Annotated in this window: 12 protein-coding genes and 1 pseudogene; 7 read left to right on the top strand and 6 right to left on the bottom strand. The window is 60.3% G+C overall.

Annotated features, from left to right (window positions below; all coding sequences use genetic code 11):
• Nucleotides 1-23 precede the first annotated feature (23 nt).
• Together BSK43_RS22800 and BSK43_RS22795 are read left to right on the top strand one after the other, a co-directional pair.
• Nucleotides 24-1,427, top strand: a complete 1,404-nt coding sequence (locus tag BSK43_RS22800) for a DegQ family serine endoprotease (protein ID WP_068386109.1) — start codon at nucleotides 24-26, stop codon at nucleotides 1,425-1,427.
• Nucleotides 1,424-2,740 carry a replication-associated recombination protein A gene (locus BSK43_RS22795; RefSeq protein ID WP_077469724.1) on the top strand — a complete coding sequence of 439 codons (1,317 nt, stop codon included), beginning with the start codon at nucleotides 1,424-1,426 and terminating at the stop codon, nucleotides 2,738-2,740. Before BSK43_RS22800 ends, BSK43_RS22795 begins: the two co-directional genes overlap by 4 nt.
• Before the next feature lie 32 nt (nucleotides 2,741-2,772).
• On the opposite strand, the gene BSK43_RS22790 is transcribed toward BSK43_RS22795, so the two are convergent.
• From BSK43_RS22790 to BSK43_RS22765, 6 genes and pseudogenes are all read right to left on the bottom strand, one after another.
• Nucleotides 2,773-3,081: a DUF1883 domain-containing protein gene (locus BSK43_RS22790; protein WP_068386113.1), complete on the bottom strand. Its 309-nt coding sequence runs from the start codon at nucleotides 3,079-3,081 to the stop codon at nucleotides 2,773-2,775.
• A 201-nt stretch (nucleotides 3,082-3,282) separates the two neighbouring features.
• Nucleotides 3,283-3,553, bottom strand: a pseudogene (locus BSK43_RS35785) (hypothetical protein).
• A 32-nt stretch (nucleotides 3,554-3,585) separates the two neighbouring features.
• Complete coding sequence (locus BSK43_RS22780) at nucleotides 3,586-3,783, bottom strand: hypothetical protein (protein WP_077469726.1); 198 nt, start codon at nucleotides 3,781-3,783, stop codon at nucleotides 3,586-3,588.
• 138 nt (nucleotides 3,784-3,921) lie between these two features.
• On the bottom strand, nucleotides 3,922-4,863 hold the full coding sequence (gene dapA, locus BSK43_RS22775; protein ID WP_077469727.1) for a 4-hydroxy-tetrahydrodipicolinate synthase: 942 nt from the start codon (nucleotides 4,861-4,863) through the stop codon (nucleotides 3,922-3,924).
• 12 nt (nucleotides 4,864-4,875) lie between these two features.
• The gene (locus BSK43_RS22770; RefSeq protein WP_077469728.1) at nucleotides 4,876-5,103 is read right to left on the bottom strand and encodes a hypothetical protein; all 228 of its coding nucleotides are present in this window, start codon (nucleotides 5,101-5,103) and stop codon (nucleotides 4,876-4,878) included.
• Nucleotides 5,104-5,210: 107 nt separating this feature from the next.
• Entirely contained in the window at nucleotides 5,211-6,224 is a 1,014-nt protein-coding gene (locus BSK43_RS22765) for a 2-dehydropantoate 2-reductase (protein ID WP_077469729.1), read from the bottom strand.
• Between the two features lie 237 nt (nucleotides 6,225-6,461).
• Here BSK43_RS22765 and BSK43_RS22760 point away from each other — a divergent pair, with 237 nt between their 5' ends.
• The 5 genes from BSK43_RS22760 (at nucleotide 6,462) to BSK43_RS22740 (ending at nucleotide 12,764) form a co-directional block, all read left to right on the top strand.
• Nucleotides 6,462-8,381: a hypothetical protein gene (locus BSK43_RS22760; RefSeq protein ID WP_136687196.1), complete on the top strand. Its 1,920-nt coding sequence runs from the start codon at nucleotides 6,462-6,464 to the stop codon at nucleotides 8,379-8,381.
• Between the two features lie 193 nt (nucleotides 8,382-8,574).
• The gene (locus BSK43_RS22755) at nucleotides 8,575-10,023 is read left to right on the top strand and encodes a hypothetical protein (protein ID WP_077469731.1); all 1,449 of its coding nucleotides are present in this window, start codon (nucleotides 8,575-8,577) and stop codon (nucleotides 10,021-10,023) included.
• Complete coding sequence (locus BSK43_RS22750) at nucleotides 10,001-10,819, top strand: hypothetical protein (RefSeq protein WP_077469732.1); 819 nt, start codon at nucleotides 10,001-10,003, stop codon at nucleotides 10,817-10,819. The genes BSK43_RS22755 and BSK43_RS22750 overlap by 23 nt, the downstream gene beginning before the upstream one ends.
• Nucleotides 10,819-11,757, top strand: a complete 939-nt coding sequence (locus tag BSK43_RS22745) for a hypothetical protein (RefSeq protein ID WP_077469733.1) — start codon at nucleotides 10,819-10,821, stop codon at nucleotides 11,755-11,757. Before BSK43_RS22750 ends, BSK43_RS22745 begins: the two co-directional genes overlap by 1 nt.
• A complete protein-coding gene (locus BSK43_RS22740) occupies nucleotides 11,751-12,764 on the top strand; it encodes an OmpA family protein (protein ID WP_136687261.1) in 1,014 nt (337 codons plus the stop codon). Before BSK43_RS22745 ends, BSK43_RS22740 begins: the two co-directional genes overlap by 7 nt.

The raw sequence follows: 12,764 nt of genomic DNA, 5'->3' as shown, positions 1-12,764 counted from the left end.
GAGAATTAAAAAGGGAAATTTCCATGCATGTCCTCCTGAAGCGCACTGCCGTTTCGATGATTGCCCTCGCAATGGTGATGCCGCTTTCCGCTGAAGCACAGACGGCGAAGTCGGTGCCGCAAAATCAGGTGCAGATGCAGCTTTCCTTTGCGCCGCTGGTCAAGCAGACAGCCGGTGCCGTGGTGAACGTCTATGCGGAGCGCCAGGTGCAGCGGCAGTCGCCCTTTGCCGGCGATCCCTTCTTCGAGCAGTTCTTCGGCCAGCGCATGCCGAATCGCACCGAGAAGCAGTCCTCGCTGGGCTCCGGCGTCATCGTCGAGGCCAACGGCACTGTCATCACCAACAATCACGTCATCGATGGTGCCGACGATATCAAGATCGCGCTGTCGGATGGCCGCGAATTTCCCTGCAAGGTCATACTGAAGGATGACAGGGTCGATCTCGCGGTCCTGAAGATCCAGTCAAAGAACGAGACCTTCCCGATCCTGCCCATCGCCAATTCCGATGCGGTCGAGGTCGGCGATCTCGTGCTGGCGATCGGTAATCCCTTCGGCGTCGGACAGACGGTGACGAGTGGTATCGTATCGGCGCTCGCCCGCAACCAGGTAAAGAACGAGGTCGGCTTCTTCATTCAGACGGATGCCTCGATCAATCCCGGCAATTCCGGCGGCGCGCTGGTGAACATGAATGGCGAGCTGATCGCGCTCAACACGGCCATCTTCTCGCAAGGCGGCGGCTCCAACGGCATCGGCTTTGCCATCCCTGCCAATCTGGTCAAGGTCTTCCTGGCCGCCTCCGACCGTGGCGACAAGTCTTTCGAGCGGCCCTATATCGGCGCATCCTTCGAGCCTGTGACGTCTGACGTTGCCGAAGCGCTTGGCCTCGACAAGGTGCGCGGCGCACTGGTGACCAAGGTTGTCGACGGTGGCCCCGCCGCCAAGGCTGGCCTGAAGCCCGGCGAGGTGATCACCGCACTCAACAGTATCCCGGTCGAGCATCCCGATGCGCTGGGTTATCGCCTGACCACGGCAGGGCTTGGCGCCACCGTATCGTTGACCGTGCTCGACAATGGCAAGGAGCATGAGGCCAGCATGACGCTTGCCGCGGCGCCTGAATCGACGCCGCGCGACGAGAGGCAGATCCAGGGCAACAATCCCTTCTCGGGCGCAACGGTTGCCAATCTTTCGCCGCGCGTCGCCGATGAACTGCATCTGCCGCCTGATTCCACCGGTGTCGTCATCGAGAGCCTGAAGTCGGATTCGCCAGCTGCGCGTCTCGGTTTCGCGCCGCGTGACATCGTCGTCTCGATCAACGGTGTCAATGTCAACTCAACCGAGATATTGCAGCGGACCGTCGGCTCCAATCCGAGCTTCTGGCGCGTGGAAATCGAGCGTGACGGCCAGCGCATCCGGCAGTTCTTCCGATGAGCAATGACCTGTTTGCACCGCGGATACCGGAGGAGGTCGCCAACAAGCGGCCTCTGGCCGATCGCCTGCGGCCGCAAACGCTGGCCGAGGTCACCGGCCAATCGCATTTGACTGGTGAAGACGGTGTCTTGCGCCGGATGATCGAAGCCGGCTCCCTCGGCTCCATGATCTTCTGGGGGCCGCCCGGCACCGGCAAGACGACGGTCGCAAGGCTGCTTTCGGGCGAGGCGGGTCTTGCCTTCGAACAGATATCGGCGATCTTTTCAGGCGTCGCCGATCTGAAGAAGGTATTCGAGGCAGCGCGCCTGCGCCGCATGGATGGTCGCCAGACCCTTCTTTTCGTCGATGAGATCCATCGCTTCAATCGTGCCCAGCAGGATAGCTTCCTGCCCGTCATGGAGGACGGCACGGTGATCCTGGTCGGTGCGACGACGGAGAACCCGTCCTTCGAACTCAACGCCGCTCTTCTGTCCCGTGCCCGTGTCCTCACATTCCAGTCGCATGATGAGGAAAGCCTGGAGGAGCTGCTGCGACGCGCCGAGGCGGTGGAGGGCAAGCCGCTGCCGTTGACCGAAAATGCGCGCACCAGCCTGATCGGCATGGCCGACGGCGACGGGCGCTCGGTGCTGACGCTCGCGGAAGAGGTCTGGCGTGCCGCGCGCAAGGACGAGCTTTTCGACCCCGACATGCTGATCAAGATCGTCCAGCGTCGAGCCCCGGTCTACGACAAGGCGCAGGATGGGCACTACAATCTGATCTCGGCCTTGCACAAATCCGTTCGCGGCTCCGATCCCGATGCAGCACTTTACTATCTCGCCCGCATGTTCGACGCCGGTGAAGACCCGCTTTATCTCGGACGGCGGCTGGTGCGCATGGCAGTCGAGGATATCGGCCTTGCCGATCCGCAAGCGCTGGTGATCTGCAACGCGGCCAAGGACGCCTATGAATACCTGGGGTCGCCGGAGGGTGAATTGGCGCTGGCGCAGGCCTGTGTTTACCTCGCTACCGCCCCAAAATCGAATGCCGTTTACAACGCCTTCAAGGCGGCGACGCAGGCCGCGAAGCAGAACGGTTCGCTACTGCCGCCCAAGCATATCCTCAACGCACCGACGAAACTGATGCGCACCGAGGGATATGGCGACGGCTATCGCTACGATCATGACGAGCCGGATGCCTTTTCGGGCCAGAATTACTTTCCGGAGAAGATGGGTCGCCAGACCTTCTACGATCCGCCCGAGCGCGGTTTCGAGCGCGAAATCCGCAAGCGACTGGACTGGTGGTCGAAGCTGCGCAAGGAGCGCGGCGAGCGCTAATCAGCAAATCACCTGCTGGTGACTGCTTTCCGCTATGCTTTTTGCATACGCGGAACGGTTACCCTGTCCACCATCTTGACGCTCGATTCCGCCAGGCTCTTGTGACCTTCCATATCGACAACCAGATGCCAATGACCGGCCTCCGGAATGACCAGCCGTATCGGGGATTTCTTGGCGACGCCGCCAAGGAATTGATGCTTGAGGGTTTCCGTGAAGCGCTCGAAATTAGAGCTGTTCATCAGCCTGACATTGGCGACAGCCGAGAGCGTAATCTCGATCACCGTACCGGCGTGCTGTTCTTTGAGATCGTAATGGCTGTAGCGGAAAGCAGGCTTCGACATCTTGTTTCTATTCTCTGGGACACCCGTGCCAAAAACCTACTCAAGGCGGGTTAAGGAAGCGTTTGGTCGGGTTGCAGCTGTCGAAGCCTGCCCTGGAGCGGTTGAGCGTTTCTCAGAACCGCTCAACCGCTCTAAACTATTGTTCTTACGCAATTTTAGATGGAGAACCGCTGCGCAAGTTTTACTCGGGTTGATCTGGGTCTAGTGCAGATTGGACGAGGTGGATACGAAACCATCCAGGTCGAGGACTGCGCCTTCCGGCGCGTGGCAGATGTCGGCCGGGTTATGGTTGCATTCTTCAGCCGCAAAGTGCAGGGCAGCGGCCTCGTTGCGGAACAGGCCGCCGACGAGCCCCTGACGGTCCTGGACGATCCAGCTGCCGCCGGCGATCGCGGCCGATGACGAAGCGGGCCGGTGCCGGCGAAAAAGAGCCGTGAGCCGAGCGGCGCTGGATATGCTGTGCGTTTGTCATTTTTTCTTCCTCTTGGATCTCTTCGTTCAGGTTCAATGTCCGGCCCAATGCAGCAGCATCTGAAGGACGCCGGCGATGAGGAAGACAAGCCCGAGGCGCGGAGCGATGGAGCGAAGGCCATGCAGCAGCGCGTCTGAAGAGAGATGCCGTTCGTCCCCGGCAAGGGCCACGGCGCGAGGGCGTTGGAGGGGATCGGCGGTTAGGCCGGCATGCGTATAGCGTGACATCATAGTTCCTTTCCAGTGTCACCGGCACCTGAGGTCCGCTGGACCATGGGCGCCACGCTCTTGAATCTATGGGTGAGTTGCTAGGATTTCCATTTGCCTCGAATGGCAAAAATATAAAAATCTCATAGGGATGACGTGATCTTACAATCCCAGCCGGAAGGTTCGGCGGGAGGCAAAGCGGCCGCTTCCGTCGGCTTGAAACTGTGCGAGGGCAGCCTGGATCGCCGTCGCGGTTTCATTGGCTACGCCGACCAACGGCAGGCGCACATCGGCTGCGATATACCGCACCAGCGACAGGGCATGCTTGATGGTCGCCGGCTCGCTTTCACGCGCTAGCGCATTGAATAGCGGCTGCAGGCGTTCGTCGATGGATTGGGCTGCGCTGATATGGCCACAGGCCGCCGAATGCTGCATGGACTGGAATAATCGCGGCACGATATTCGCCGCGCTGGAAAAGCAGCCACGGCCGCCTGCGACAGTGAAGGCAAACGCACTGGCATCGTTAGACGTATAGAGCCCGAATCGCTCGGGCAGCTGGGATCGCCAGCGATCGATGCGCGAGACATCGCTGCTGTCATCACAAATCCCGACAATCCCTGGAATCTCCGCCAGTCGCATGACGGTCGCCGGAGCGAGATCGATTGCGGTATGCGATGGCTGATTGTGGACGATGAGCGGCAGCTCGGTATGGGCGGCAAGCTGTTCGAAGTGATGAAGCACGCCCTTCTGGGTCGGCTTTGAATAGTAGGGCACCGTCACAAGGGCGGCGTCGGCGCCAAGTCGTTGCGCCTGTAGCGTTTCCGCGATGGTCGTTGCCGTGTCGTTGGTGCCCGATGCGACGATGACGGGCACCTGGCCCTCGCAAAGTTCGACACAGATTTCGATGGCGCGAAGCCGTTCCGCCTCCGTCAGCGTCGGGCCTTCGCCGGTCAGGGAACAGACGAGGAGCCCGTCAACGCCGCTCAGCAATTGCCATTCCACATGCGCCATCATATCGACACTGTCGAAAACGCCGTCATGAAACGGGGTGACAAGGGCGGTGATCGCGCCGCCGATGCGTCTTTGAAAGCTTGGCCTTTTCATCTCGGCTGCGCCTCAAAGATAATGCAGCACGATGAAGAGCTCGAGGCCGCCAAGCAGCAGCCCGAAGGCGAACATCGCTTGAAATGTACGTTTCTCGCGTATTTGCCGATCGCGGGGCTGGCGCCTCGGTCGGGCCTTCGCCGTTGGAACCGATGCGGTCGTGCGATGGTGTCTCTCATCGCTATTGTGGACGAGGACGCGGATGGATTCCGTCAGGTTTGGTGCGTGTGTATCGAGCATGGCATCTGCCTCCGTATTTCAACGGAAGCGTAGTGCCGGGCAACATAGGAAATCCATTCGCGGCCGGAGGCGAAGAAGTAAGTGCGATATAAACGAACCGCGCAGCGCTATCCCGCCACTTGCAGGTTTTTCCGATCGAGCTGCGTTACCAGCGCCAGGATCGTTGCCGAGACCGGTGTTGCAACGCCGGTCAGCTTGCCGAGCGAAACGACGACGCCGACGAGAGGCGTTATCTCCAGCGCCTTGCCGGCAAGCAGATCCTGCAGCATCGAGGTGCGTACCGGCCCGATCTGGCGCGAGCGCTCCAGACGCTCTTCGACCGACATCGGCACTTGCGCGCCCAAAGCCTCGGCGACCGCTTTCACCTCGCTCATGACCTGGCCGACCATCACCGAAAGAGCGGGGTCGTTCATGATGTCGGACATCAATCCGCGCGTCAGAGCACTGATCGGATTGAAGGCGGCATTGCCCATCAGCTTGCTCCAGATATCGTCGCGAATGCGCGCGGAAATGGAGACGGTGACGCCGGCCTTCTGCAGCAGTGCTGCGATGGCCTCTATGTCGGACGTTGTCTCGCCGGACGGCTCACCCAGGATGAAATGGCCCTTGTTGCTGAGCCTGATCTCGCCGGGATTGGCGACCTCCGCTCCCTGATAGGCAACGCAACCGATGACGCGCTCGGGACCGATCAGTCGCCAGAGATCGCCATTCACGTCCAGTTCTTCCATCTGGTGCTCGGCATGGCCGCTCTGCCGATCCCGGTGAAAATACCACCACGGTACGCCGTTGAGGATCATCACGACGCGGGTGCCGGCATGCAGCAGCTTGGCGATGCCGGGCACGGCCGCCGCCAGCTGATGACCCTTGAGGCCGGTGATAACGAGATCCTGTGGTGGCAACTCGCCGGCATCGTCCGTTGCCGTCACTTGTGCCACGAGCGCGCTGCTGGCCTCTGCTTCCCAAAGATGGATGCCGCCGGAGCGAATGGCTTCCAGATGCGCCCCGCGCGCGACGACAGAGACCTTCGCCCGATCGCCGGAGGAAGCCAGCTTTGCGGCAATCGCGCCACCGAGTGCGCCCGCGCCGTAGATACAGATATTCTCGAAGGGGGAAGACGTCATGGCTTGGTGCTCCAGTCAGATCGCATGCGCTGAAAATTATGTCACGTCGGTGATGTGGCGGATGGTTCATTAGGTCGGCGGCAATTGGAATTGAAAATCGCCAAGCCTTGCTTCACATTATCGGCATATGGAAATTTCGCCATGCTCGTTCGAGCTCAAATAGAATCAATCCGGCAAGAAAAATAGTATCGGCTTGTGCCGCCGGCATGGGTCGGTGCGGATTTCGTGAACAAGATCATGTTTTCACTGCATACGTTTGGTGGTTTGAAGCTTCTGGATGGCGATGGCCGAAAGGTCGCGTTTCCCGAAAAGGGCCTGTTGATACTCGCCTATCTCATGACGGAGCCGACATCACGCGCGCCGCGCAGCGCGATCGCCCAGCTCTTGTGGGGGCTGGATGACAATGGCAGTGCGCAAGTCAATCTGCGCAAACTGGTTTCGAGGATAAGGAGCCGTCAGGGCGAGCTGGGCAGCTCGTTTCTTCGTTTCAGCGAGACCACGGTCGAGCTTGAGCCGCATCTGCTGGCCTCCGATATCTCTGCTCTCGACGCCGCTGCTGACGACCAGGTTTTCGCAAGGCTGCAGTTGCTAACGAAGACGCTCCCGGCGGAGTTCCTGCCTGATGTCGATTGCGAGAGCCCGGTTTTCTTTGGATGGCGTGCAGGGCAGACGCGTCACCATATCCGGATGCTGAAGGAGACGATCAAGGCTGCTGCCGAGGCTACCACAGCGGACGATTCCGGTCTGGTGAGGGAGGCGGTCTTCCTGTTCCTGAGCCTTGACCCGCAGGACCGGGATATCCATCCAGTTTTGCTGCAGATATTCGATGCGTCCGGGGAGGCAGAGCATTTTCGGCAGCTCTCCGGGCGGCGCAATGCGCTTTTGGCCGCATGGTGGGCGCGCAAGTCTGGATCGCCGCATCTCCGCGACGAGAAGGGCATCTCGCTGCTGGCAGATTTGGCGGCCGTACCTCAAGAGATCCGGATGCCATTCCTGGTCCTGTCTCCAGCGGAGGGGCCGGCCGGTGGATATGACGCATCATCCCTTGTCGAGGATGTCACCATTGGTTTCTGTGCGCTGAACAGCCTTGAGGCGAAGGAGGGCCGCCGGGCGATCCAGATCGGTTGGCGCAACGCGGCTCCAGCCGGGACGTCGGATCGGCAGGAGCGGTCATATGCGCTGGAGATGCGGTTCAGCGGCCACGATAACGAAACCCTGTTGTTCTCGCAGCTTGTCGACGCAGCGAGCGATGAGATCGTCTGGGCGGACCGGCTAAAGATTGCACCATGCGCACATGGGCAGCAGAGGCAGGAGATTTCCCGCCACCTCGTCCTGTCTCTGGCTGGGCAGATCGAGCGATGCGAGATGACAAGATCCCATTTCGAGGGAAATCCGGCTGGTCATCAACGCTATCTCGCTGGCCGCCGCTATCTGGACCGTCTCTCCGTATCGAACCTGCAGAAAGCGCGGACAGAGCTGAAGGCTGCGCTGCAGAGTGGCGGGCCCTTCGCTCCCGCCTTGGGCTCCATTGCCCGTACCTATTCGAAGCAATGGTTGTTGACCGCGGGAGACGATGCGGCTCTTTTGCAGGAGGCGGAAGCCTATGCCCTGCAGGCTATTGCCGCGCGGCGTGACATCGCGGACGGCTACCGCGAGCTTGGTGTCGCAAAAAGCTTCCAGGGCGCAAACGACGAGAGCATCGAGGCTCTGGAGCTTGCCGATGCCCTCAATCCGAACCATGCCGGTATTATCGCCGATCACGCCGAAGCCCTGGTCTATGCATCCAAGCCTGATCTGGGTCTGCAGAAGATCGAACATGCGCTTGCGCTCAATCCGCTCAGTCCCGATTCCTATTTATGGATTGCATCGGCGGCCAGCTACATGCTCGGCTCTTTTGACGCGGCCCTCGGCTATATCGCTCGGATGGCGGATACCAGCTTGGCAGACAGGATTTCTGCTGCCAGCTGGGCGATGCTTGGCGACGAGGAGAGGGCAGGGTTCTTTGTTCGACGCGTGCATCAGGCCAATCCCGGCTTCGACGTCGACAAGTGGCTTTCCGTCATACCGTTCAAGGAGCAATGGCAGCACGAGATTTATCGAGACGGGCTGCGCCGGGCCGGCTTCTGGAAGAGCGCCCCCAATTCGGGCGAAGCATAGTCGGCACTCGCATCATCACAGCAGGTTTTGACGGGATCAAAACAGGCGTTTTCCAATCGACATCCGTTCGGGCTAGTCTTTACCACAATCGCATCCTAACCTCGGCTATATCGCTCTGGACCGGGAACAACCGGTGCGGTATCGATCTATCGTTTTGTCCTTTCTAAGTTGATGAATTTGCCGGGGAAGATCGTTGCGTTTCGAAGCCTTAAACCGCCTCTGGGAAAGCGTTCGGGAGACCAGCCATGATTTCCGGGCCTCGACGGATGTCTTTCCCGTCATCGACATCGAGAAGCTCGGATCGACCCTCGATCTGAAGGAGAAAGGTGCTGCAGCGGGAAGGCTGAACCGGCCGGCCACGGGCGCCCAATCATTCGACGAGACGGAACAGCGTATCGTCGCCTGGGTCGAGGCGGAGAAGAAGAGCTCCTATCAACTCCTCGAAGATCAATTCCAAACCTTCGACAGTCGCCTGCGCAACCTCGATTTCGAAGGCCAGTTCGGGCTGATCCGTCAGGCGAACGCCTCCAGCCTGTCGGATTTTCGTGCCGAGGTGGCAAGCGGCGTCGACGAACTGCATGGCCTTCGGCGCAATCTGAAGACCGCCGAAGATGAAATGGTGGATTTCAAGGCCCGGCACAGATTGCAGCGCGCCGCGAAAGTCTCGAGCAAAGCGGCATGGGGCTTCAAGGTCTCCCTCATCGTCTTTCTCATCCTCATCGAAATGGTGATGAATGGCAGCTTCCTTGCCAAGGGGAGTGAGCAGGGTGTCGTTGGCGGTGTGACGGAGGCGGCGGCCTTCGCCTTCCTGAACATCGGCACCGCGCTGATGTTTTCCTTCTTCTGCGTCCGCTTTCTCGTACATCGCTCCTATGCGCTGAAACTGCTCGGCCTGCTTGGGCTCGTCGCCTATATCGCTGTAGCTCTCGGGATCAACATCGCGCTGGCGCATTATCGCGAGGTATCGGCCACCATTTTGAGCGGCGCCGGTGCCGAGGTGATCCAGCGCTTGAAGACAGCGCCGCTCGGACTGCAGGAGCTTAATTCCTGGATGCTCTTTGCCGTCGGCCTTATGTTCTCGCTCTTTGCCTTCATTGACGGCTGCTATCTGACCGATCCCTATCCAGGTTTCGCCGGAGTGCAGAAGCGTCTTGATGCGGCGAGGGACAATTATATCGACCGCAAACTCGATCTGATCGATGACCTGCGCGAGATTCGTGACGAGCACAACAGCCAGATAGAGGCAATCATCCGCGATCTCTCGCTTCGCCGGCAGGAGACATCAGCCATTATCGCCCATCGTGGCCGGACGGCGGGGCTATTTGCCGAACATCAGAACCATCTGGAGCGTGCAGCCAATGTGCTGCTCACCTCTTACCGCGATGCCAATAGATCGGCCCGCGCCGAGCCGGAGCCGCCCTATTTCCTGTCCGCCTACAAGATGGAGCGATTGACACCGGTGATGCGCACCGACGAGGAATTGGACGACAAGGTGCTCGGCGCTCGTGTCCAGAGCGCGCAGGGCGAGCTATCCGAGCAGATCAAGCAGATCGGCGACGAATTCGAACGGGCTATCGACAAGTATCACAAGCTCGACAATCTTTTCCCGGAGAGCATCCTTGGCGCGACGCAAGCGGCGTAGCCGGCACGGCGGTTCCGCCGGCCTCATCATCGCAACGGTTTGCCTCGCCGTCCTGTCCCTGGGGATCGTCGGCGCCTATGGCTGGCTGCGCTACAAGGCGGGCGGCAATGTCGCCGTCGACCAGGCGTCGCTTTGCCCGGTGGATGGCCCGAAGGCGGAAACGGCGATCCTGCTCGATGTCACCGATCCGATCTCGGATACGACCGCGCTCGATCTGCGCAACCAGTTCCAGAAGATCGTGGCGGACGTGCCGATCGGCGGCGCGATCGATATCTATGCGCTGACGGAGAAGGAAGGCGAGCTCATCCAGACGTTTCATGGCTGCAATCCGGGAAGCGGCGCAAATGTCGACGAATGGACCAGCAATCCGCGTTTGGCCCAAGCCCGCTGGGAAAAGGGCTTCCAGAAGCCGCTCGCCGATATCGCCGGCAAGCTGACCGAGGGAGAGTCCGGCCGGCAATCGCCGATCATGGCGGCCATTCAGAAGATCAATCTGGAGGTTTTTTCCGGTGCGGCGGGTGGCATGCCGAAGCGGCTCTACGTTGCTTCCGACATGATCGAGCATACAGCTGCCTTCTCGAATTATCGCGATGGCGCTTCCTACCAGAAGTACCAGCATAGCCCGGCAAACGACCGTTTCCGCACGTCACTGGATGGTGTCTCAGTCAGGATACTTGCCTTCCAAAGGCCGAATATGAAGTTCAGCATGGAAGATCTCGCCAACTTCTGGGCGCAATGGATCAAGAGCAACAACGGCCATTTCGACGGATTCGTGCGATTGGAGGGGATACGCTGATGGCCGGAACCGAGGCGCGATACGTCATTCGAGACTACGGCCCGATGGTTCTTTTTGCGTCCGCTACCATCGGCGGCATGATCTTCATCTGGTCGTCGAAACTCCTGGGCTGGTCGTTGCCGATCGTGACGGGCGTGCCGCTGCTGCTGATGGGGATTTACTTTGTGGCTTCGCTGGCCTTCGCGGGATTTCGCCTGCACAACGAGCAGACCGGCGACAACCTCTATTACATGGGTTTTCTCTTCACCCTGTCGAGCCTGGGCGTTTCGCTTTATCTCTTTGCCGGCGAAACATCGATCGAGACCATCGTCCGCAATTTCGGTATCGCCGTCACCTCGACCATCGCCGGCGTAACGCTCCGCATCCTCTTCAATCAGATGCGGCGCGACCCGATCGATATCGAGCGCAGTGTGCGCCATGAGCTTGCGGAGATGACGCGGCGGGTGCGCACCGAGCTCGATTCCTCGTCACGCGAGTTCTCGCACTATCGGCGGGTCAGCAATCAGATGTTGTCGGAGGGGTTCGAAGAGATCGCGCACCAGGCCGAGCGCAATGGCGAGGAGATCAACAAGATCCTGGAGACGCTGGCAAAACAAGCGGTGACCCCGATCAACGACGCAGCGGCGCAGCTGACGGCGACGACGTCGCAGCTATCGGAGATCATCGGCAAGTTCGGCACCGCCGTCGAAAGCGTCGGCCGGAAGCTGGAAGAGATCCGTTCGCCCGAGGACGTCGTCCGCTCCGAGCTGGCCCCGGCGATCGTCGCCATCAAGGAGATGTCGGAGGCGCAATTACAGCCGCTGCGCAACATCGAAGAGGCGCTCGGCCGCATGGCGGAAGCCATGGGGCAAACGCCGTTGCCGAAGCGGAAAGCCGAAGGGGATAACGCAGCGGATGATGAAGCGGTGCCGCGAAAACGCTGGTGGCATCTATGGTAACGGGGACGCCGGACGGCGCGCCAAGATTGGAGCATAAAGGCTATAATCGTGGCCTTATTCTCGGTCTGACGATGGCCGAATCCATGCTGCTCCTCGTCTTCTGCCTACTGCTGGTCGCTGCGGCCATGATTTCGGCGGAGAGAAATCGCCGCTATGAAGTCGAGCGCAAACTCGAGAAAGCCGAACAGCAGGTCACCTCGCTTGAGAAGAGGCGGGCAGAGCAGACGGCCGAGATCGTGCTGCTGCAGTCCAAGGTCGTTTCCGGCGATCTCTCTGCCGCCGATAAGGCCGTGGTGGGCAAGCAATGGCGGGAGCTGGTGCTGGCGAAGGAGACGCTCGACAGCATAGTGGACGAAGGCGCGACGCCGGCCGATCTGCAGTCGCTTTCGAAGGTTGCTGCGGTGCTGAAAGAGCATAACATCGCGCTGGCGGCCGCGCCTGACGAGGTCAACAAGCTGCTGGCTGGCAACGGCGGCGGCAACGGTGCGCATGACTGGCCGCCGATCATCAATCTCGATGACGCCAAGAAGAACTATTTCCAGTCGGGCAGTGCCGAGCTCACCGGCACCTTCGCTCAGTTACTGACCACGACGATCACAGACGAGATCGCCAGCAATCTAAGCCTTTATGGCGCCAATATCGTCGAAGTGATCGGCCATACGGATGAGCAGCCGGTGGCGCGAGAGAAGTCCAACCTCGACGATACGATTATCAATGCGATGGATGGCAAGCTGCCGGTATCCTCCCTGCAGCCCGCCGACAATGCCGGTCTTGGGCTTGCCCGCGCCATCGCTGTTGCCAACGTGCTCAAGGCCAGTCCCAAGCTGAAGGATGCCACCATCCTGCCGATGTCGGCCGCCCAGCTGATCCTGCCCGGCGATACCGTTACCTCGGGCCAGCGCGGCGCCGTGGAGTCACGCCGCCGTATCGAGATCCGCGTGCGCGGCAGAACCGCGCCGGTTGCCGTCATCAATGCCGGAACCACATTGCCCGCCGACGTGCACTGA

The sequence above is a fragment of the Rhizobium sp. P44RR-XXIV genome (genome assembly GCF_001999485.2).
In the GTDB taxonomy this organism is placed as follows: domain Bacteria; phylum Pseudomonadota; class Alphaproteobacteria; order Rhizobiales; family Rhizobiaceae; genus Rhizobium.
The sequence above is the reverse complement of the archived record's forward strand: the minus strand, read 5'-3'. Positions and strand labels throughout refer to the sequence as shown.

Coding starts and splice junctions, on each gene's coding strand:
- BSK43_RS22765 (WP_077469729.1), bottom strand. CDS start 6,224: ATGACGTCTTCCCCCTTCGAGAATATCTGTATCTACGGCGCGGGCGCA.
- BSK43_RS22760 (WP_136687196.1), top strand. CDS start 6,462: ATGTTTTCACTGCATACGTTTGGTGGTTTGAAGCTTCTGGATGGCGAT.
- BSK43_RS22770 (WP_077469728.1), bottom strand. CDS start 5,103: ATGCTCGATACACACGCACCAAACCTGACGGAATCCATCCGCGTCCTC.
- BSK43_RS22780 (WP_077469726.1), bottom strand. CDS start 3,783: ATGATGTCACGCTATACGCATGCCGGCCTAACCGCCGATCCCCTCCAA.
- BSK43_RS22740 (WP_136687261.1), top strand. CDS start 11,751: ATGGTAACGGGGACGCCGGACGGCGCGCCAAGATTGGAGCATAAAGGC.
- BSK43_RS22795 (WP_077469724.1), top strand. CDS start 1,424: ATGAGCAATGACCTGTTTGCACCGCGGATACCGGAGGAGGTCGCCAAC.
- BSK43_RS22790 (WP_068386113.1), bottom strand. CDS start 3,081: ATGTCGAAGCCTGCTTTCCGCTACAGCCATTACGATCTCAAAGAACAG.
- dapA (WP_077469727.1), bottom strand. CDS start 4,863: ATGAAAAGGCCAAGCTTTCAAAGACGCATCGGCGGCGCGATCACCGCC.
- BSK43_RS22745 (WP_077469733.1), top strand. CDS start 10,819: ATGGCCGGAACCGAGGCGCGATACGTCATTCGAGACTACGGCCCGATG.
- BSK43_RS22800 (WP_068386109.1), top strand. CDS start 24: ATGCATGTCCTCCTGAAGCGCACTGCCGTTTCGATGATTGCCCTCGCA.